The sequence below is a fragment of the Pseudalkalibacillus hwajinpoensis genome (genome assembly GCF_039851965.1).
GTDB classification, from domain to species: Bacteria; Bacillota; Bacilli; order Bacillales; family Guptibacillaceae; genus Guptibacillus; species Guptibacillus hwajinpoensis_E.
On sequence record NZ_CP156674.1, the window covers coordinates 264,258 to 285,117 of the forward strand.

Genomic DNA, 20,860 nt, shown 5'->3' on the forward strand with positions numbered 1-20,860 from the left:
CTAAATTCCCTCCTCCACTACCTGAAACACTTCTGTTAGAACTGAAAGAAACTGGTTTGCTTCCTGATGACTGACGTTTAAAGGAGGAAGTATCCGAATGACAGTCGGTCCGGCTGTTAACACAAGCACACCTTTATCTCTTAACTTGGTAACATAGGATGCTGCCTCTTTTACTTCAACGCCGATGAGTAAACCAAGCCCTCTTACCTCACTAATTGATGAATGATGTTCCGCCAGGTGCTGCAATTCTTTTATTAAATAGTCTGAAGTGCTGTTAACATGCTTTAGTAATGAAGACACTTCTTTAACGGTTTCGACAGCAGCAGATGACGCAAGCGGATTACCACCAAATGTACTACCGTGAGCACCAGGACCAAATGCTTTTGCAATTGAACCTTTAGCGAGCATAGCACCAATTGGAAAGCCTGAACCAAGCCCCTTAGCGAGCGTCATGATATCTGGTTCAAAGTCATACTGTTCATGGGCAAATAACGTACCTGTCCGCCCTATCCCTGTTTGGACCTCATCAACTACAAGGAGAATATTGTTAGCCTGACAGATTTTAACGAGTTGGGCAATCCACTCCTTATCTGCTTGGCGAACGCCTCCTTCCCCCTGAACAAGCTCAAACATAACAGCAGCTGGTTTCAATTCTTCGATTTTTGCTAAACTATCAAACTCGTTATAAGGAAAGTAATAGAAACCTTCCAACATGGATCCAAACCCTTCTTGAAGGTTCGGTTGCGCAGTAGCAGAAAGGGAGCCGAGTGTACGCCCGTGAAATGACTTTGTAAACGTTACAATCGAATCCTTCCCACTCCACTTTCTTACTAATTTAATCGCCGCTTCATTCGCTTCCGTTCCACTATTACAAAAGAACACCTCATCAAAGCTACTTTTATCTGTAAGAAGATCAGCAAGCTCCTGCTGCTTTGGAATGTGATATAGATTAGAACAGTGCCAGAGAAGATCGAGCTGTTCAGTGACTTTTTTCTTAACAGATTCAGGCTGATGGCCAAGGTTGCAGGTTGCAATTCCTGAGGTGAAATCGAGAAATTCCGTTCCATTTTCGTCGTATAGGAAGCTTCCCTCGCCTTTAATTGCCGTGATAGGAAGACGATTGTATGTTTTCATAATGCTCGTTTGAGTGGATTTAGTTAGTGACATTCTAAAAGCTCCTTTCGAACAATTCGTGTTCCAATCGGTTCATGTGCTACTGCTTTTTTTAGAGCATGTTTTTCTCTACCATCAAGAATAATAACGGATGATACTTGCTCAGATAAGGCGGAAACGGCTCCTTTTACTTTAGGTATCATTCCACCGTAGATCGTTCCTTTCTCAATTAATTTAGTTATTTCTTCTTCATCTAGTGTTTCGAACACCACTTTCTCACCATCGATGAGTTCATAAATACCGGCAATATCACTCACAAGACAAATCTCAGCTTGTAAGGCTTTTGCTACGGCAGAAGCCGCTTCATCCCCATTCACATTGAGAGAGTGTCCAGCGGGATCCATACTGATCGGAGAAAGAACTGGTATGTAGCCTGAATGAGAAAGCTGTTTAATTAATGCACTCTCAACCTCAATAACTTCACCGACACGGCCCAGTGCTTGATCGGTCAGTTTGCATTTGAACATACCTCCATCAACACCACTTAACCCAACCGCTTTACCGCCAGCCCGATGAACGTTTCTAACAAGCTGTTTATTGATTTTGCCGCTTAGAACCATTTCCACGGTATCAACCATTTCAGCGGTCGTTACCCGAAGACCCTCAACAAATTGTGTGTGAATCGACAAAGTTTCAAGCATATCTGAAATTTCCGGGCCTCCACCGTGAACGAGCACAGGGTGGATACCCTGTCGCTTTAATGTGACAAGGTCTTCATAAAATTCGTCTGGAAGCTGACTTAGAATGCTCCCTCCGCACTTGATGACGAAAAATTTTCTCTTGTTATGTTCGGTAAGATGCATTGATTCGGACGTAGTCATAAGAGAGATCACACCCCCAGGCTGTTGCTTCTTCTTTCCCTTTATCGAGATCAACATAGATGTGAATCGATTCGTTTTCTAAATAGCTTTTGGCTTCATCTTCACTAAAAGCGGTTGTGATCCCATGATCCACTACCTTAATATCACCAAGCGATATGGAGAGTGAGTCTTCTTCAACTGATTCACCACTGTACCCAATGGCACATACAATTCGTCCCCAGTTCGCATCCGTTCCATATATCGCTGTTTTGACCAGGCTCGATCCGACAATGGATTTTGCGATCGCTTTCGCTCCGTTTTCTGTTTGAGCTCCACTAACATGCACTTCAACAAGCTTCGTTGCTCCTTCACCATCTTTTGCGATCATTTTGGCCAATTGTTTACAAACAACCTCTAGTGAAGATAAGAACGTTTCCCATTCTGGATGACTTTCTGATAGTGGATCGTTCTTAGCCTTTCCGTTCGCTAAAAGCAGAACCATATCATTCGTACTCGTTTCTCCGTCCACTGTAATCATGTTGTACGTATTATTCGTAACGGAACTAAGGGCTGACTGAAGTGCACTTTCTTCAACATCCGCATCAGTCGTCACAAAAGCAAGCATCGTTGCCATGTTCGGCTTAATCATGCCAGATCCCTTCGCTGCACCTCCAATCGTAACCTGCTTCCCATTGATCTCACATGTCACGGCGATCTGTTTTGTAATGGTGTCGGTTGTCACAATCGCTTCAGCAAAGTCTGTTCCGTTCGTTGTTTCTTTGAAATTCGGGACCTGCTGGATGCCATCAACAATGGCTTCCATTGGCAAATATTCACCGATTACACCTGTTGAAGTAACGGCGGTCTCTTCTTCCTTTAAACCCATCACCTTCGCAAATTGTTTGCGCATTTCATAAGCATCTTCCAGTCCCTTTTTTCCAGTAAACGCATTGGCATTTCCTGAGTTTACGATTAGTCCCTGCAGAATGCCACCCGATAGACTTTCCTTTGTTACTTTTAGCGGAGGTGCTTGAAACGCATTCATTGTGAAAACTCCCGCTGCAGTAGCTGGTACATCAGATACAATCCAACCGAGATCCTTACGCTTTCGCTTCAATCCGGCATGAAAACCTCCTGCTTCAAACCCCATTGGCGAAGTAACTGTACCTTCCGAAATTGTTGTATAAAGTGCTTCACTAACTATAGATGTTGCCACACAATTCAAATCCTTTCTTTTCATAGACTTATGGGAATACTGGTGAAAGCGTAAGACCTAACATTTCTGGATAACCAAATCGTAGATTCATATTTTGAACAGCTTGCCCTGCTGCCCCTTTCATTAAATTATCAATGACCGATATAACAGTGAGACGATTTGTCCTCGAATCCACTGAAAATCCAATGTCACAATAATTTGAGCCCGCCACCCCTTTTGGTGTTGGCCATTTCCCTTCAGGCATAATCCGAATAAATGGGTGATTTTCATAAAAAGATTGATAAAGCTCAATAACTTCACGATCTGTCTTTTCATGTTTTAGATTAATATACATGCTGCACATCATTCCTCTTGTTAATGGAATGAGATGCGTAGAAAAGGTAAGCTGAATGTCTTTCCCGATTTGAGAGGAAATAATCTGCTCAATTTCGGGAATGTGCTGATGTCTCCCCAGTTTATAAGCTGATACGTTCTCGTTCACCTCTGAAAAATGAGCGGCAATGCTAGTTTTTCGCCCCGCTCCTGAGAGGCCTGATTTCCCATCTATAATAAGTGAAGCCGGATCGACCCATTCCTGCTGAATGACAGGAAGAATGCCAAGCAGGGAAGCGGTTGGATAGCACCCTGGATTTGCGATTAAGTCTGCAGATGCAATCTCTTCTGGATAAAACTCGGATAATCCGTATACTGCTTTCTTTAGCGTTTGAGCAGGCGGTGATGAATGTTTATACCATTCTTCGTATAATCCGTCTTCTTTTAATCGAAAGTCGCCCGATAAATCGATACAGGTAACGCCTTTTTCAAGTAAAGATGGAATGGATTGACTACTAATTCCAGCAGGTGTCGCAAAAAAAACGACATCTGTTCGTTCTGCAAGATCATTCAGATCAAGAGAGTCAAAATCACAATTCTGTATATTCGTAAGATGAGGAAATATATCATCAAGTTTAGAACCTGCATTTGATGGAGATACAATGGTTTCAATTTCAACTTCTGGATGTCCTAGCAGCAAACGGATCAATTCAAGACCGCTATAGCCACTGGCACCAACAATACCTGCTTTCACTACGTCCACTCCCTCTTGCTATTCTTATTGAATTATTATACATACTTTAGTATATCTATACAACATCTTTTTCACTTTTTTTTGAAACATTATCAAATGCTAAGTTAGATAACACGATATTTCGCTCAATCGAAGCCATAACAAAAACGCATGCCCTGAAGTCAGAGCATGCGAAAAACTATTTTTTATCAAATTCAAATGTAGTTTTCTTTTCAGTAGTATTCCATACAAGTGCGGCATCAAACGTCCCTTTTTTACTTTTTAGGCCTTTGATAACATTCGTTTTACCTTCTGTTAAAAGTTTTTTAGCATTGGTTTGAGAGATTGGTTTTCCGAGGATGCGTTTTGAAAGGGTAAACGGGCACTTCGTTTTTGAATAGCTGCTGCAACCATAGAGCTTTCCTTTATCAATAACTTCTGATCCGCAAATAGGGCACTGTCCAACTTTCTTTCCGAGTAACCTTTTGGATACAGAGGCAGGTTCGATTTTAATGTCTTTCAGGTTCCACGATCCAGAAGCTTCGATTGCATCTGAAGTTAGTTTTGCAGCGAGCTTTTTCACTGAATCCATAAACGTTTGATGTGAAGCTTCACCACTTCCAATTTGCTTCAAACGCTGTTCCCACTTGGCGGTCATTTCAGGGCTTGAGAGCACAGCATTCCCGATTGAATCGATGAGTAATATACCTTTCTCTGTTGCAAACACCTGGTTTTTCTCGACGTTAATATACTTACGATCCTTAAGCATTGTAATAATCCCGGCTCTAGTTGCTTCTGTTCCAAGACCTTCTGTATCTTTTAATATTTTCTCAAGTGATTCATTATCAAGGTGTTTACCAGCCGTTTTCATCATCGTAATTAACTGACCTTCAGTAAATCGCTTTGGAGGCTGTGTTTTCCCCTCGGTAACTTCTGCAGAAACGACTTTCCCTGGTTCGTGTTTTTCAATCGCAGGAAGTTCCTCATCCTTTTGACTTGATTTAATGATACGGTGCCATCCTTCTTGAATACGAACCTGCCCTTTCGATTGATAGGCAGCACGTCCCTCTACAAGCGTTGTTAATGTTGTATAATCCACAATGGCTGCTTCTTCATGTGCAGCCAGAAGACTTCTTGCGATCAAATCATAGATCTTTGCTTCATCACCTGCTAGCTTATCGATGTTTGGAACCTGTTCTGTTGGAATAATCGCATAGTGGTCACTAACTTTCGCTGCATTCACAAACCGTTTATCAGTGATAATCGAATCGAGTGTTAGTGGGAATAAATCTTGATATGCTTGCTGCTTTTGAAGTTTAGACAAAATTGAAGGAAACTCTGCTGCTTCGTCTTTGGTAACAAAGCTTGAGTCACTTCTTGGATATGAAATCATTCCTTTTGTGTAGAGCTTTTGAGCAATATCAAGCGTCTTTTTAGGCGAAAATTTATATCGCTTGTTTGCGGTTGATTGAAGCGATGATAGCTGATATAAAAATGGAGGCTTATACTGCTTACGCTCCTTCTTCACATCGCTCGCAACACAATCTTTCCCTTCACAAAATTGAGCAATTGCCTGTGCCATGTCAGGTGAATCAATTCGGGTTTGATCGTCTTTTATCCATTTCCCGACTACTCGCCTCCCGTTATAATCAAAGGTTCCTTTTACTTCCCAGAATGGTTCTGACTTAAAATCAGCAATTTCTTTCTCTCGCTTTACTACGAGAGCGAGCGTTGGCGTCTGAACTCTACCTGCTGAGAACACATCCTGAACGCCTTTTTGTTGAAAAAGGAGGGTGTAAACTCGCGAAGTATTAATCCCTACGACCCAATCAGCACATGATCTTGCATAGGCTTCATAGTAGAGATTACGTGTTTCCTTTTCATCAAGAAGAGCGCCAAATCCTTCTTTAACGGCTCGTTCAGTAAGAGAAGAAATCCAGAGCCGCTTCATTGGTTTTTTACATCCCGCCTGGTTCAGGATCGTTCGTACGATGAGCTCCCCTTCTCTCCCAGCATCTCCCGCATGAATAATCGACCTTACTTCTTTTTTGTTCACCAGCTCTTTAATCACTTTAAACTGCTTCCATTTTCCTTTTGTCACTTGATACTGAAATTGCTGAGGAATCATTGGCAAGGTTTTTAGAGACCATTTCTTCCATGACAGTTCATACGTTTCCGGCGGTACAAGCTCACATAAGTGACCGACCGCCCATGTCATATATGCACCATCCGGGAAATCCGGATTTGGTTTTATGTAGAGATATCCCTGTTTCTTTTCTGTTGGATAAGGAGCCGCTAAGCGCGAGCCCTGATCGGGTTTTTCGGCAATGATACAAACTACAGCCAATCAAAACATTCCTCTCTCCTAAAATGATACCTTTTCTCTAGCTTAGATTAAGTATATCGTACACTTAATTGTATATGATAGCTTGTCTTTTACTTTTAATTCAGTTAGCTTTCTCAAAACTATAAGGGGGCACGGCATCTATTAAAAGAAATCATCCTCTTTATTCAAAAACTATTATTCCTTTTGTTTCCATGAAAAAAGAAGCATTTCAAAAGGATTATCAAGTTAAAATTATCCTAGAAATGCTTCCTGCACACACTCTTCTGATTCATTTCAGAGTAGAACACTTTTCTCAATTTCTCTCATTTTGTAGAAATAACCTCTTTCTTTCATTAATTCCTCATAAGTACCAGATTCCACGGCGCGTCCCTTGTCCATTACGAAGATCTGGTCCATCTGTTCAAGATTGTGTAAGCGGTGACTAATAAGAAGAAGTGTATCTTCCGCTGCCTGTTCAAATAGATGATCTAAGATAACTTTTTCTGTTAGTACATCAACTGACGAAGTGGGCTCATCCAGTAACCAGAGACGACCTTTCTTTAGCATCGCTCGCGCAATCGCGAGCCGCTGTTTTTCACCACCAGAAAGGTTCTCCCCCCGTTCAAGAACGTTCTGATCAATTGAAAGATAAGAAAGCTGCACTTTATGAAGCGCGCTCCGTAAGGCATCATCATGGAGCTCTTCGGAAGCCAGAAGGAGGTTATCACGGACTGTTCCATAGAAAAAATGATTATCTTGAAGCACCACGTTCGATTTGCCCCAGACATCCTCTTCTGAAAATGAGTCAATCAGTTCATTGTTTAACTTAATCGAACCCTCGACTTCGTAAAATTTTAAAAGAAGCTGCATAAGGGTGGACTTTCCAGAACCACTTGGACCAACAATTGCTATCTTTTCTCCTGCTGAAATGTGCAAAGAGAGATGTTCTAATGCAAGTCGCTGTTCACCAGGAAATGAGAAGGAAAGATCATTTATAGTAATACTGAATGCCTCATGATCAACAAGTTGTCTTGTTACCTGTTTTTCCTTATGATCGGTAGTGACCACACTCGATAGTCTACGGGCTGCTACAGTACTATCCTGAACGTAAGCAGGAAGTAAGGCCATTGGACTGGCATTTTCAAAAGCCGTTAACGAAATAAGAACGAGCATTGCTAGAAAAACACCGTCAAGCTCACCGGTAGTAACAAGGTAAGCTCCGACAGTAATAACTGTCCATGACACAAACAGAGAGACGAACGAGATCATTGATCGGTGAAAGGATTCAACGACCCCTTCACGCTTCTGTGCCTCAATATAAGCTAGCGACGTTTCTTCAAGTTCCTCTCTCCTGGTATCCAGCCTCTTCATTACCTTCAAATCACGAAACCCGTAGAAAAACTCGGCAACATCCGCTGAAAACATGCCTCTTTTCTCTCGTACAGCTCGATCTGTTTGTCGCAAACTGTATGCAAACCACATTGGAACTATAAAGCCAGTCAAGATCACACCTGCTATCAATAAGAATGATATCACTAATGAAAAATACAATGTGAATAAAATTGTAGCAAGAAAAATAAGTAAAAAGATAATCGGCGGATAAAAGACACGAAGGAAAAAGTGTTGAAGCCTGTCAATGTCTCCAACGATTCGCCCAAGCAGTTCACCGCTTCGAAAGGTTTGAAACAGTCTCGGAGCGTGCGGCTCCAATTTCTCATAAAATGACACTCGCATGTTGCTTAATATGGTAAACGTTGCTCGATGGGAATAATACCGCTCAAAATACCGTCCTGCTGCGCGAGCTAACCCAAAAAGTTTAATAACTGCTGTTAAGATCGCCAGAGCAAAGACTGGTAGCGATAGGGCCGCTTTAGAAATGAGAAATCCACTCGAAGCAAATAACGCTACAGCCGTCATTCCTGCGAGAAAGCCAAAACAGATTGATAGGAAAACATCTCGTTTTTCTGATATCATCTCTTTTAATACAAAGGACAACTCTTTCATAACGCTACACCTTCCTTCTGAACGTTAACCATCTTCTGGTATAGCTTACTTTGCTTGAATAACTCATCGTCTGTACCTTGAGCTACGAGCTTTCCTTCATCGAGAAGAAGAATTTTGTCTGCCTGCCTGATCGTATGGAGACGATGTGCGACTGTAATAACCGTCGCTTCCCTTGAAAGTTCCTGGATTGATGTTTGAAGCACCTTCTCTGTAAACAAATCAAGCCCAGTTGTTGGTTCATCAAATAAAATAACCGACGGCCGATTTAGGAATGCACGTGCAAGAGCAATCCTCTGCTGTTCTCCGCCTGATAACCCACGTCCACTTTCGCCAATCACAGTTTCATACCCTTTTTCGAGGGAAGAAATGAAGCTGTCGATTCCAGCTTTTGCAGCAGCCTTTTCTATCTCAGCTTGCGAAGAGTTCCTTGCACCGATCTTAATATTTTCTGCAATAGTACCCGTGAATAAATAAGGGCGTTGCGAAATGTAGCTAACTTGATTGAACCATTCTTTTTCCTTTAGATAAGTTAGCGGTATACCATTTACATTTATTTCTCCTTGATCCGCAGGAAGCAAGCCTCCGATTAGATGAAGTAAGGTAGATTTACCTGACCCACTTTTTCCGATAACCGCTATTCTTTCATATGGTTTGATTGTCGTATTTAGCGGTGAAAGCACAAATCGGTCCTTTTCATACGTAAATGAAACAACAGCTAATGAAATGGTCGGGGGCATTTTTGTATCACGGAGTATACCCTCACCCCATTCAACGATTCTCGTTTCACCATTGAGCTCTTCGCTCACTTTATTCATCGCACTCATGCTCCCTCTACCAGTATGAAAAGCACTGCCTAACTCTTTTAAAGAAAGATAGAATTCAGGTGCTAACATTAGCACAAAGAAGGCGGTTGTAAATGACATCGTGTTAAAAACAATTAACCTGAGGCCAATTTCAAGTGCAATTAAACCAATGCTTAGCATCGAGATAAGTTCGAGCATCAATGAAGAAACGAAAGCAACTTTTAACACCTCGAGCGTAGCATCTCGATAATTCAGGCTACTCTCCTTAATAACTTCCTTGTACTTTGTTGATCGCTGAAACAATTTCAGAGTGGTTAACCCCCGAATCGTATCTAGAAAACGTCCTGAGAAAACCGTCATTTTATCAAGCTGCTCCTCTGATTTCTTCTGGGTTCTGATCCCAATGATAATATAGAAAATCGGAATGAAAGGAGCAGTGATGACCATAATAAGTCCAGTTGGCAGATGCTGAATGGAAACAGCAACCAAGATAAATAACGGAACAATCGAGGTTTGAATCACCTGAGGAATATACTTACTATAGTACGAATCGATTTCATCTACCGCATCAAGCAAAACACTTACCTTATGACCCGAGTGCCCCTGGTAAGATGCTAAAAGTGGATTCCCGGAGAATTTCTGAAGCAAAGCCTGCCTGACTTTCTGTTTAACAGAGGCAGCCATCTTCACCCCCATCTTTCCAATCCCATGAGATAAGAAAGATCTAAAAAGCAATACAACAAGCAACCCTAAAAGATAAGGAATGATCTCTTCAAACGTTGACTTATCAATAAATACCATGTTAACAATCGTTACAAAAAGGTAGGCTTGGCCGATCATTGCCGCTCCAATTATAAAAGAAGCCAGTACCATCATGAGCTGTTTTCCCCTGTGCCCTGCTGCATATGCTCTTAATTCATTTCTCATTGCAACCCCTCACCTCTATTCATCACAAACAAACGTTTGTGAATAAGTTCACATTTATGCCTTTATTGTAATCGATAGTGATTGCAGGAAGCAACTCCTTTGCTATTATATGACAGTAGTATATGACAAAAAGTTGAACAGATCGCTCTAACCTGCCTCCTTATCAAAAAAATTCAATTTACACTCTGTCTCACTACGATTTGATATAATGAGGCAAGAATGTAATGAAATGGAGGATTAGCGTGGATCAAGGCCCTGAATTTGAGAAATCGCGTAAAGTAACACACAAACATAAAAGAATCAAAACAATGGTAAAACGAACGCGTCACGGCATTCAAGCCTTCTTCATAACGGTCTGGAGAGGTGCCTCCTATGGTGTCATTTTGATGACAATGTTGCTCATTTTCTCAATTGGATTTGATTTTCATACTGGGCTTGGAAAGGGCTTAGACGTATTTCTTTTTCTACTGGTTGGGATAGTTGGAATATGGTTGTTAGTGAAGGTTGGGATAGTGATAGCGAGACAGATTAAAAAGCTCCCTTCCCTTTTTATTGCCAGTATAGCGGTTTCAAGCTGCGCGATTATTTATACACTCGATCAGTTTCGTGTACTTGATAACATTCTACCCCTTGCCTGGACCCTGCTTGGGATCGGGGTCTTAATCGGTGGACTATTCGGCTATCCAATTGTTAAAGGAATAAAAAAACCGCTCTCGATCATCATGCTTACGCTCGGTACAATCGTAACAGCGGGCTTTTTCTACTGGATCTTCTCACCAGGCATTGAAAACTCTTCATTAACAATAGAAGTTGCACCATTCTCACCTGTCAGTTCAAATCCTTCTGAAAGAGGTACCTATTCTGTTCAAACTCTTACTTACGGAAGTGGTGATGATAAGCAAAGAGAAGAGTTCGGTGAAAAAGTTGACATTGAGACCCTCCCAGTAAATGCTTCAAGCATGATTGGAGAGTGGTCAAAGGAGCGCAAATGGTTCTGGGGATTTAAAGATACGAATGTTCCACTTAATGGGCGGGTCTGGATGCCTGAAGGAGAAGGTCATTTTCCACTCGTTCTAATGGTCCATGGGAATCACAAGATGGAGGACTTCTCGGATGAGGGTTACGCCTACCTTGGAGAACTCCTTGCGAGCAGGGGCTTCATTACCGTATCCGTGGACGAGAACTTTTTTAACTCATCGTGGTCTGGTGGTCTTTCGGGAGATATTAATGGCAGAGCATGGCTTCTTCTTCAACACCTAGAAGAAATGGAATCGTTTAACACGAAACAAAACACCCCATTTTATCAAAACGTCGATATGGCTAACATAGCGTTAATTGGACATTCTCGTGGTGGGCAGGCAGCGATTCTAGCTGCAAAATTTAATCAGCTTGACCGCTACCCTAACAATGCGATCACGCGCTTTGATTTTGATTTCAACATTAAAACGGTAATCGCCATTGCACCAACTGATTATCAAACGTTGTCAGACCGTAAAATCGAAGTGGATGACGTTAATTATTTATTGCTCCATGGTTCTTACGATAGTGATGTATCCGAATTTGAGGGCGATCGTCAATATAATGGGATCAATTTAACCGGCGGTGAAGAGGCGATTAAATCTGCCCTTTACATTGATCGCGCGAATCACGGACAATTTAATACAACCTGGGAAGACAATGATACCTATTTCCCCTTCACCATGTTATTAAATAAAGAGCCGCTACTTGAGGGTGAAGAACAGAGACAAATTGCCAAAACGTATGTATCTGGTTTTCTAGAAGCCACTTTACATGACAATAACTCTTACTTACCGATGTTTGAAGATTACCGCTATGCCCTTGAATGGCTTCCTAAAACAACGTATATCAGTAAATACGAAGATCCTTCCTACATCATCTATAGCGATTTTGAAGAAGATGTCGATGTCACCACTGCTACTTCTCCATATATTGATATCACGGCAGGAAGCTTACTCCAATGGTACGAAGGAGAGCTAGAATTCAGAAGAGATAAAGTAAGAGACAATCATGGCGTGTTCCTGAAGTGGGACCAATCTTATTCTAAAAACGGCTACTATACGCTAAGCTTTTCTAAGCTGTTGCAGGATCCTTTTGCTTACAAGGCGGGAAGTTCTTTAACCTTTACTGCGGCGAATCTTTCTGAAGTTGAAAATCAGAAACCGGTAGATTTCAGCGTTAAGTTGACTTCAGATGGAGAAACTGCCAGTGTTGTTCTTAGTGACATCATGCCTATGCATCCTGTTTTGCCGGTACAGCATACAAAAACCATATACTTTGAAGAAGAACGTTATGGAGAGCCAACAGAACCGGTTCTCCAAACGTTCAACATTCCAATGGAAAGATTTATTGATAATAATCCATCTTTCGATCCTAAAAAGTTGGATTCTCTTACGTTTCAGTTTGATCAATCGATGAAAGGGTCCATTTTCGTTGATCATATTGGTGTTAATCATGCTGATTAGACCACAGAAAAAGGCTTTCCTTCAATGCTGAAGGAGAGCCTTTTTGGATCATGAAATTTTGCAAGAAGACTGGCCTCGTTTAGCGAGATAGCTTTGATGATACTCGTTAGCGCGATAAAATGTCGTTGCTGGAACGATTTGCGTGACAATCGGTTTCTTGAAGCGACCTGAAGCTATTAGCTTGTTTTTAACAATCTGTGCCGCTTCTGCCTGTTCTTTTGAGTGGAAAAAGACAGCAGAGCGATACCTCGTACCAACATCTTCTCCCTGACGATTCAATGAGGTTGGATTATGATTATCGAAAAAAACTTCGAGTAATTCTTCATATGAGATCACTGCTGGATCATATTCAACAAGAACAGATTCAGCATGCCCTGTTAATTCTGTATAAACATCTTCGTAGGTTGGATTAATGGTCTCGCCTCCAGTAAAGCCTGCTGAAGTCGAAATCACGCCATGTAATTGTTGGAAAAGCGCCTCTACACCCCAAAAGCATCCTGCTGCAAACGTTGCTAGATTCACTGTGCCCACTCCGTTTCTTATATTGGTAACTGCATTCTCTTCTACATATATTTTCTCTAAATCATTAAGTGTTAACATATAAAGCTGCTTGCTTCCCCTCTTATAAATTCCTTTTGAAAGAAGGGTGTTAATAAGCTGTTGTTTTCTAGTTTCGGTATTTAATGTATGCAAGTTCACTCACTCCCTCTACAAAATAAATATTCCAGATGGTGGATGCATACGAAAAAACCCCCATCTGTCCGAACAGAAGAGGGTTTGGTTATACCGAGCCTCTTCTTATTTTCCGACTTTCGCCGCAGGAATTGGCACGGTTCCACCTGAACATAATGTTCATGGGTCCGTTGCCGAGGTATCTAAGGGCCAGTCCCTCCACCTCTCTGAATAAGAAGATCCTTTAAACAAAGGATTATTAAGTTAGTGTCAATATTAAATGGTTTCCCTAGCAATGTCAATAGAAATGTACTCACCTTTTTTAAATGACGAAAGAGATAATAAAATAGCCAACTGCAGCCGTTCCCGCTCCAATTAATGCTGGGCCAAGCTTAAATTTTGCATACGTCATGGGATTTAATTGAAGAATTCTCGCAATCGTATTCGTATTATCGCTTAATGGGGATGAAAAAGCGCCGAACGTTCCGCTTGCAAAAACAGCTCCGATTACAAGTGGAAGATCCGTACCCGTCGAATTGCCGAGAGAAACCCCGAGCGGCATCAAGATACCCCACGTGCCCCACGATGAACCAATAAAATAAGAGATAAAGGCGCCTACTAAGAAAAGAACTGGGGGCACAAATAACGCAGGGATCCAATCAAGATTGGCCGTTACAAACTCAGAAAAGCCTAGAGCTTCGGCTGAGGCGGCAAGCCCCCATACAACCGTGAGCAGAACGATTACAGGCATCATATCATTTCCACCTTCGATAAAGAAACGGACGAGCTCTTTTAATGAAAATCGCTGGAATAAATAGAGCAAAAACGTAAAGAGTACGGTAGTTAAGAGAGCAAATACCATTGCATCAAGCACATCAGCTTCAATAAAAGCATTCACAGGTGAGGTGAAGCCTTTTTCAAACCCACTCCAGTAGGTTAACAACAGGGTTAGTAGTATAACGCCACCTAGCGGCAGGGCTAAATTAAATGGTTTTGATGGAAGTTCTTTCGCTACAGCTGGATGGCAATCTTCCCATTTGTCATCCAGCTTTTTCTCAGGATTACCTGCATCTGTTGCTGGCTTTTTACGATCATGGAAGAAACTTAAATAAAAACCGATAAGAATGATGCTGATCGAGAAAAAATTATATGGAATGCTTTGTAAAAAAAGACGATAACCATCTCCTTCGATACCTTCAGCTCTGATAGAAAGTTGTACAACTGAAGACATATAACCAACAAAAGCCGTCGCTATTGGCATTAAGACAATAATGGGCGTAGCGGTTGTTTCGATCACGAATCCAAGCTCCTGAGGTGTGATTTTCACTTTATTTAACAGAGCTTTCATTATTGGTGCTACTGTTACAATACGGAAGCTCGGTGCGCTAAATGTTCCTAACGTGGAAAACCAGGTAAGCATAAGAGCTCCTTTTTTTGAGCTAATTTTCGAAGAGGCCGCCTCAACGAATCCCTTGATCCCTCCTGTGAACTTCATCATGCCAATAAGACCAGTAAACATATATAGAAAGAGAATGATTTTAATATTGTTCTCATCTTTTAAACCGCTCATTATAAACTCATAAAACTGCTGAAACCCTGTTATAACTCCCGGTTTATAGAGAAACGATGCTATTAGCAATCCAGCTGTTAAACCAGGGATCACAAGCTTCGTCTTCATAGCTACGATAATAACCACAATAAATGGTACGATGGATAACCAATCTATAACGTCCGCCCCCTTTGCATCTAGTTTGTACTAAGAGGGAGCAGCTATACAAAAAAGCCAGAGCATGAGCTCTGGCTATTTCTGACGTAATGCCCTTGTGTATTTTAAAGTGCTAATAGACGAAGCTCCGATCCCGAACATTGCTGTTTGCAATTCAAATTCAATTCGTGCAAGCTGATCTGAAAGCGCCTGCTCACTATCGTCAACCGCATTCTCAAGAAGAGCTCTACCAAAGCCGGCCATATCTGCCCCGAGCGCAATAGATTTAGCTGCATCAACTCCATTCTTGAGCCCGCCACTTGCGACTAGTGGGACATCAGGAAGCTGTTTGCGAACATCGATCAGACATTCTGACGTTGGATTTCCCCATCCGTCAAAAGCTTCTGCTGCTTGACGTCTCATCGTCTGATGTGACCGATGGCTTTCCACTTGAACCCAGGAGGTACCTCCTGCTCCTGCTACATCAATGAAATGAGCACCAGCATTGACCAACCGTTGCGCGCTTTTTGCATCGATTCCCATCCCCACTTCTTTGATACCAAGCGGCACTTCAATCGCTTCTGCTACCTGCTGGATTTTAGCAAGGAGATCTTTAAAGTTCGTGTCTCCTTCAGGTTGAAAAACTTCTTGAAGTGGATTTAAGTGTAAAATTAGTGCATCTGCTTCGATAAGATGAATCGCTTTTTTACACTCGTCGATCGTAAACCCATAATTTAGCTGGACAGCACCAATGTTAGCTAAGACCGGAATTGAAGGTGCATGCTTTCTAACGTCAAATGAATATACTGAACGCGACTCCTGAATCGCAGCACGCATGGAACCTACTCCGAGCGTCCAACCATGTGCCTCAGCAGCTTTAGCAAGTCGCTTATTAATTTGCCACGCCCGCTCCGTTCCACCCGTCATTGAACTGATCAAAAAAGGGGTCTTTACTTTTTTATGAAGAAATGTAGTAGAAAGATCCACTTCCTTATAATCAATTTCTGGTAGTGGATTATGCTTAAACCGATAACGTTCAAGACCGGTTTTCAATTCTTTACCCTCCACTTCTTCAGTAAGACAAATATCAATATGTTCATTTTTACGTTTTTCTGTTTGATCAAGTTCCGTATGTTTCAATCGAAATCCCCCTGCGCTGCTCTTTTTTCATTTGCTTCACCAACAAAGGTTTAAGTCTTAACCGATTATACCGTTGTATTATAATAAAAGGAATGTTGATGAGTAAAGCGTATCCCACCATGATCCATCCGATATACGATGGATTCCATAGAAAAAATAAGATAGAAGGTGGAATTAACATCCAATGAGTCACCTCTGCTCGCCTCGTTTCAATAATAAACTTCCTAATATAAATAGAGGTGAGTTTTTTTAACTCCTTTTTGCAGAATCCTCCTTTAAATACACCACCATCTGGTAATATGGTTTCCATTTTCGAATTCTGAGCTTTGCATATATCTTTAACTCCCATCCCCCTATAGAATCAGTCGATTTTTGTGAATCATACAAGGAATCTGCCAACCGAAGGCAAATATAGGATGGCTCGGTGGGCTCTCAGCTGCTATTCGCCTTGCAGTAGCAGGAAAAGGGTTTGCCATATCTGGATTTAGCCTATAAGTGCTGCGGCCTTTATGATCCTTCTGATTCATTCGATGCGGATAGGATTAAAGCAAAAAGGTTATGTATGGAAAGGACGAACTTACTCATGAAAACAATCGCTATTATAGGAGCTGGACTCAGGGGGCTTTCCGCTGCGATCAGACTCGCAAGTAAAGGATACGATGTTCATGTATTTGAGAAGAATACGTATGCTGGCGGCAAAATGATGCCTATTAATTTAGGCTCTTATCACTTCGATTTTGGTCCGAACACGATGACGATGCCGAAAGTATTTGATGCTGTATTTGAAGATGCCAATCTCAACCCGCGCGATTATTTTAACTGGATCAAACTCGATCACCATACACGTAACATTGATTACAATGGTGACTCCTTTATGATGAGTACGGATACGGATAAGGAATATATGGTTAATCAACTAAGCGATCTTGACCCCTATGCTGCAGAGCACTATACAGCCTACCTAACAGAAATTGAGCGGCTTTATGAGCTATAGAAAACATGAAGCGTGATGATTTATAAAAAAGATTCATTAGTACTGACGGAATTTTTAGCATTAGAAAATCCTGGCTTTTCATTCAGATAATTTCACTTCTCCTTCCTCCTCGTATATTATATTTAAGCTCTTTTCTGAGAGCTCGGGTCCCTTATTACACTCTTATTTTCTCCTGAATGATCTTCAACGCAAGAAAAACAGTAAAGTGTTTTATCCTCCGTAAAAATCCCATCGAGAAAACCATCCCGACAATATATTGGCTTCTTGCAGTTTACGCAAAGCCCAACTTTTTCAATCATGGTCACTCCTCCTTTATAAGAAGAACCAAACAATTTTCATATAAATGATTAATTGTTTGGTTCAATAATAGTTTGTAAATTTATTTTGCAGCTTCCAGGTACGTTAGCCCGTCAAGAAGCATCTCGTTAAAGTTCTCAGGATATTCGTGATCTAAGCCCCTTACAACTTTTAACTGATGTAGTATTCCTTTACTCTTTAATAGCTCTGCAAGCCTGCTCGAACCTTCGAGGCAATCCTCATCTTGATCTCCGCAAATGATGTATCCTCTAATGTTCATTCCCTTCAGATTGTTCAGTAGCTCACTCCATTCATCTATTTCCGGTAGCCACGGAGCAACAAACAAGAATCCGCTAACTGACAGACCCTTTTCCAGAACCGTCTTCAGTGCAACACGACATCCTGCCGAGAATCCGCCAATGATCTTATGGCCACCAAGATCTTCTTTCATCTCAAGACGCTGATCATGTGCCACAACCTCATCCACAGCTTGATCAAGATCATCCCATTCAAACGCTTCCGAGAACTGGATTTGAGATGATTGAGGTAGAGCAAGCGTGTAACCTTCAGAAACAGCCAAATTCCAATAAGGCTCTGTGATCTCCGCATTCTCCTGATCCCCGTGCAAGGCAATAAGTATAGAACTGCCATTCCCCTCAACGACCTGAAGTTCAGGCTTCACTGCCTGCTTTGCTTCTTCTTCTCTTTGTTTACAAAGCTGAACCAATTCCTTGAACTCCTCGTACTTTCGGAGTGAATTCAGATCTTCATCTGCCTGTAAATACTCATAGGCATACCAGTAACCATGATCGATTACGGCTTCTTTCAGGATGGCAAGAGCTTCTTTTTCAAGTCCGGAAGCAGCAGCTAAAGCGTATTTGAAATTATAAAGCTGCGCTCTATTTCCCTCAACGTCATCTGCATATTTTTTAATATGTTGGTAAGCTTTTAAACTTCCGCTTTCTTCATAAATCGTAATAGTCTCATTTAATAATCTCGTGTAATATCGCTTTTTCATAATGTCCCCCAATTGGTTCTTTTGCTTATTCCTGATTTCTATCATGCCACATCAAGTGTTGGAACGGAACTGCTTTCCATCAGGAGATTAGACTAAGCCATTCTTTTCGTAAAATACCCATCTTGATTGCGTCGTAGTACTTGCCATCTACCATTCTAGCATCCCTTATTCGCGCTTCTTCTACCATTCCAATCTTTTCAGCTACCTTCATCATACGGATATTCCCTGACCAGGTGGACATACCGAGACGGTGAAGGTTCGTGGAACGAAAAAGAAAATCAATCCACTCTTTATATGCCTTTGTTCCATAACCACCATTCCAATACTGCTTATTGTATATCACGATACCAGTTTCAAGCCAGTTCGTATTTCGATCAACCCAATAGGAGCCCACTGTTCCGATTACATGTTCATCAGCTAAAATCACAAGCGTATCTGGAATTCCAGGCATGATTTCCGCATTATGCCACTCATTTCGATATTCTTCCTTCGTCAACTTTCTTTCGTGAATATATGGACCATTCCACTTCTTAGCTTCCTGAGTTTCCTCTTCAAACTTCCAGTAATAAAGATCAGAAATGTCCTGGCATGTTGCCTGTCTTAACGTGATTTTTTCTTTACAAATTATAATCAATACCCTTTCCCACCTTTTGTATCATTCCGTATAGCTTCTTTCTATAAAAATCTGATTGCTAACAGAAATGATTGTTTTGACAACTCAATCGCTGATTCGATTTGTTCTTTACTAGAGTTTAAAGGAGCTTTCACTTCTTTATGGAGTGATTTATTTATAATTGGATGCCATTTTATTGGTATGTGCTTTAACCCATAGTGACCTGCACCTGCTTTTGAGATAACCTTTTGTTCCCGAATCGTATAGAACTGTCGCAGCAAACCTAAAATACACCATTCGATTTCTGCATCAATTTCTGAATCTTGTAACAGAGTATATTCAACAGCATCTTCAATTCTACTAACACGTGGCGCCCAGTATTCATTCATATTTTCACTAACATAATACACGAGATCCTGTTCTGATACATTAATAGGTAGTGACTTAATCTCTGGCCCTGCAATCGTAATACCACTAGATTTTAGAATCCACCAAGTATTCGGATCGCAGTTCACCGCTATTATAGTAAAGCAAGCCCTGATTGTCTTGTAGAGCACTAAAATCTTCTCAGCAAATATAACCTACATCAAGCTCAAGGAGATTGTGTTTATGTTCAATCGCTCTATGTATCATCAAAAGTATTTCTTTTTCTCTCTCTGAACAACGACGATTTAATATTGTTATAAAATCAATATCACTGGACCCGGGCACGTACGCCTGCAGTGCAATTGATCCATGAATGTATAGCCCCTCGAGCTTATTTGGAAGATGCTCATTAAACATAAATAGGTAATCTTCCATACATCCCTGTACCATAGTTGGAAGGTTCTTCATTTTAGTCTCCTCCACGTTTAATCCGAGTGGTTATTCCTTTAAAATAAATGATTTCTGGATCTCCTTCATCCAGATGATCAATTGAACCACATTCAACATATCCCAGTGAATGGAAAAGATGCTGCATCACCTCATTTGATTGATTGGTAGAAGAAAAAATCTTATCAGTCGGTGATAACTCCTCGAAATTACGCATTAATGACCGTGCTACACCTTTTCTTCTGTCGGTAGGGCTGACCACAACGAGTGAAATAAAAGCGTTATCAAAAAAAGAAGTATGAAAGATAAGGAAGCCTGCGTTCTTGCCATTCATTTTATATACCAAACACCTCTGTTCTACAATAGCAGCTCTTATTTCTTCGTTTCTGCTGTTATTGCCTATTACCTCTGAATCAATTCGAAGACTATCTTTAAGGTCTATCATTTTCCCATAAGAAACATTTTTCACATCATCACATCCGATTTGCTAAATTCTGTAACCATGCTAGTAGATCTCCTTGCATATCCTCTGTGAATTGTTGATGTACACCTTTGTAAATGAAAAGATTTATCCACCTTGATTTGAAAGCATTTCATTAAGATCGAATACATAGGATCAAGCCAGGATCTTATCCTTATTTTAACAATACTAAACAAAACTGGATATCATTATCGATAAAAAACTGAAGATCGGGGTTTGTCACCTCATCCAATAACAGTGAAGGTTACTGCAGCCACCTAGCAGCCGCTGTAACCCTTTTTTCGTTCGAAAATGACCAGTGGTCCTTAATTACTTTGTGATCATTCTCTATGATCATTTCCTATTTCTGA

Annotated in this window: 19 protein-coding genes and 1 riboswitch; of the genes, 2 read left to right on the forward strand and 17 right to left on the reverse strand. The window is 41.1% G+C overall.

The window, feature by feature from the left end:
* From ABFG93_RS01245 to cydD, 7 genes are all read right to left on the reverse strand, one after another.
* Positions 1–1,167 (reverse strand): acetylornithine transaminase, encoded by a 1,167-nt coding sequence (locus tag ABFG93_RS01245; RefSeq protein ID WP_347550172.1) that lies wholly within the window; start codon positions 1,165–1,167, stop codon positions 1–3.
* Positions 1,158–1,994 (reverse strand): acetylglutamate kinase, encoded by an 837-nt coding sequence (gene argB, locus ABFG93_RS01250; protein ID WP_347550173.1) that lies wholly within the window; start codon positions 1,992–1,994, stop codon positions 1,158–1,160. Before argB ends, ABFG93_RS01245 begins: the two co-directional genes overlap by 10 nt.
* Positions 1,957–3,189: a bifunctional ornithine acetyltransferase/N-acetylglutamate synthase gene (gene argJ / locus ABFG93_RS01255; RefSeq protein WP_431522032.1), complete on the reverse strand. Its 1,233-nt coding sequence runs from the start codon at positions 3,187–3,189 to the stop codon at positions 1,957–1,959. Before argJ ends, argB begins: the two co-directional genes overlap by 38 nt.
* A 28-nt stretch (positions 3,190–3,217) precedes the next feature.
* The gene (gene argC, locus ABFG93_RS01260; protein ID WP_347550174.1) at positions 3,218–4,255 is read right to left on the reverse strand and encodes an N-acetyl-gamma-glutamyl-phosphate reductase; all 1,038 of its coding nucleotides are present in this window, start codon (positions 4,253–4,255) and stop codon (positions 3,218–3,220) included.
* A gap of 178 nt (positions 4,256–4,433) precedes the next feature.
* Positions 4,434–6,581 (reverse strand): DNA topoisomerase III, encoded by a 2,148-nt coding sequence (locus ABFG93_RS01265; protein WP_347550175.1) that lies wholly within the window; start codon positions 6,579–6,581, stop codon positions 4,434–4,436.
* A gap of 273 nt (positions 6,582–6,854) precedes the next feature.
* Positions 6,855–8,564, reverse strand: coding sequence for a thiol reductant ABC exporter subunit CydC (gene cydC, locus ABFG93_RS01270; RefSeq protein ID WP_347550176.1), 1,710 nt, complete (start codon positions 8,562–8,564; stop codon positions 6,855–6,857).
* Complete coding sequence (gene cydD / locus ABFG93_RS01275) at positions 8,561–10,294, reverse strand: thiol reductant ABC exporter subunit CydD (protein ID WP_347550177.1); 1,734 nt, start codon at positions 10,292–10,294, stop codon at positions 8,561–8,563. Before cydD ends, cydC begins: the two co-directional genes overlap by 4 nt.
* Before the next feature lie 242 nt (positions 10,295–10,536).
* On the opposite strand from cydD, the gene ABFG93_RS01280 reads away from it, so the two are divergent.
* Positions 10,537–12,777: a hypothetical protein gene (locus ABFG93_RS01280; protein WP_347550178.1), complete on the forward strand. Its 2,241-nt coding sequence runs from the start codon at positions 10,537–10,539 to the stop codon at positions 12,775–12,777.
* A 48-nt stretch (positions 12,778–12,825) separates the two neighbouring features.
* Here the strand turns inward: ABFG93_RS01280 and msrA are convergent, their stop codons facing one another.
* The 4 genes from msrA to ABFG93_RS22990 form a co-directional block, all read right to left on the reverse strand.
* Positions 12,826–13,470: a peptide-methionine (S)-S-oxide reductase MsrA gene (gene msrA, locus ABFG93_RS01285; protein WP_347550179.1), complete on the reverse strand. Its 645-nt coding sequence runs from the start codon at positions 13,468–13,470 to the stop codon at positions 12,826–12,828.
* A gap of 102 nt (positions 13,471–13,572) precedes the next feature.
* Positions 13,573–13,687: riboswitch (SAM riboswitch) on the reverse strand.
* 84 nt (positions 13,688–13,771) lie between these two features.
* On the reverse strand, positions 13,772–15,127 hold the full coding sequence (locus ABFG93_RS01290) for a Na+/H+ antiporter NhaC family protein (RefSeq protein WP_347550180.1): 1,356 nt from the start codon (positions 15,125–15,127) through the stop codon (positions 13,772–13,774).
* Between the two features lie 123 nt (positions 15,128–15,250).
* Positions 15,251–16,294: a type 2 isopentenyl-diphosphate Delta-isomerase gene (gene fni / locus ABFG93_RS01295; protein WP_347550181.1), complete on the reverse strand. Its 1,044-nt coding sequence runs from the start codon at positions 16,292–16,294 to the stop codon at positions 15,251–15,253.
* Entirely contained in the window at positions 16,275–16,643 is a 369-nt protein-coding gene (locus ABFG93_RS22990) for a hypothetical protein (RefSeq protein ID WP_431522033.1), read from the reverse strand. The genes fni and ABFG93_RS22990 overlap by 20 nt, the downstream gene beginning before the upstream one ends.
* Before the next feature lie 234 nt (positions 16,644–16,877).
* On the opposite strand from ABFG93_RS22990, the gene ABFG93_RS01300 reads away from it, so the two are divergent.
* Positions 16,878–17,288, forward strand: a complete 411-nt coding sequence (locus ABFG93_RS01300; protein ID WP_347550182.1) for a phytoene desaturase family protein — start codon at positions 16,878–16,880, stop codon at positions 17,286–17,288.
* A 122-nt stretch (positions 17,289–17,410) separates the two neighbouring features.
* Here the strand turns inward: ABFG93_RS01300 and ABFG93_RS01305 are convergent, their stop codons facing one another.
* From ABFG93_RS01305 to ABFG93_RS01330, 6 genes are all read right to left on the reverse strand, one after another.
* Positions 17,411–17,587: a hypothetical protein gene (locus tag ABFG93_RS01305; protein WP_347550183.1), complete on the reverse strand. Its 177-nt coding sequence runs from the start codon at positions 17,585–17,587 to the stop codon at positions 17,411–17,413.
* An 80-nt stretch (positions 17,588–17,667) separates the two neighbouring features.
* A complete protein-coding gene (locus ABFG93_RS01310) occupies positions 17,668–18,603 on the reverse strand; it encodes an alpha/beta hydrolase (protein WP_347550184.1) in 936 nt (311 codons plus the stop codon).
* Between the two features lie 79 nt (positions 18,604–18,682).
* Positions 18,683–19,237, reverse strand: a complete 555-nt coding sequence (locus ABFG93_RS01315) for a GNAT family N-acetyltransferase (RefSeq protein WP_347550185.1) — start codon at positions 19,235–19,237, stop codon at positions 18,683–18,685.
* Positions 19,238–19,278: 41 nt separating this feature from the next.
* Complete coding sequence (locus ABFG93_RS01320; protein ID WP_347550186.1) at positions 19,279–19,773, reverse strand: aminoglycoside adenylyltransferase domain-containing protein; 495 nt, start codon at positions 19,771–19,773, stop codon at positions 19,279–19,281.
* 10 nt (positions 19,774–19,783) lie between these two features.
* The gene (locus ABFG93_RS01325; protein WP_347550187.1) at positions 19,784–20,050 is read right to left on the reverse strand and encodes a hypothetical protein; all 267 of its coding nucleotides are present in this window, start codon (positions 20,048–20,050) and stop codon (positions 19,784–19,786) included.
* Between the two features lies 1 nt (position 20,051).
* Positions 20,052–20,498: a GNAT family N-acetyltransferase gene (locus tag ABFG93_RS01330; RefSeq protein ID WP_347550188.1), complete on the reverse strand. Its 447-nt coding sequence runs from the start codon at positions 20,496–20,498 to the stop codon at positions 20,052–20,054.
* Positions 20,499–20,860: the final 362 nt, after the last annotated feature.

Coding starts and splice junctions, on each gene's coding strand:
- ABFG93_RS01245 (WP_347550172.1), bottom strand. CDS start 1,167: ATGTCACTAACTAAATCCACTCAAACGAGCATTATGAAAACATACAAT.
- argB (WP_347550173.1), bottom strand. CDS start 1,994: ATGACTACGTCCGAATCAATGCATCTTACCGAACATAACAAGAGAAAA.
- cydC (WP_347550176.1), bottom strand. CDS start 8,564: ATGAAAGAGTTGTCCTTTGTATTAAAAGAGATGATATCAGAAAAACGA.
- cydD (WP_347550177.1), bottom strand. CDS start 10,294: ATGAGAAATGAATTAAGAGCATATGCAGCAGGGCACAGGGGAAAACAG.
- ABFG93_RS01290 (WP_347550180.1), bottom strand. CDS start 15,127: ATGAAGACGAAGCTTGTGATCCCTGGTTTAACAGCTGGATTGCTAATA.
- ABFG93_RS22990 (WP_431522033.1), bottom strand. CDS start 16,643: ATGGGAGTTAAAGATATATGCAAAGCTCAGAATTCGAAAATGGAAACC.
- ABFG93_RS01300 (WP_347550182.1), top strand. CDS start 16,878: ATGAAAACAATCGCTATTATAGGAGCTGGACTCAGGGGGCTTTCCGCT.
- ABFG93_RS01305 (WP_347550183.1), bottom strand. CDS start 17,587: ATGATTGAAAAAGTTGGGCTTTGCGTAAACTGCAAGAAGCCAATATAT.
- ABFG93_RS01310 (WP_347550184.1), bottom strand. CDS start 18,603: ATGAAAAAGCGATATTACACGAGATTATTAAATGAGACTATTACGATT.
- ABFG93_RS01325 (WP_347550187.1), bottom strand. CDS start 20,050: ATGAAGAACCTTCCAACTATGGTACAGGGATGTATGGAAGATTACCTA.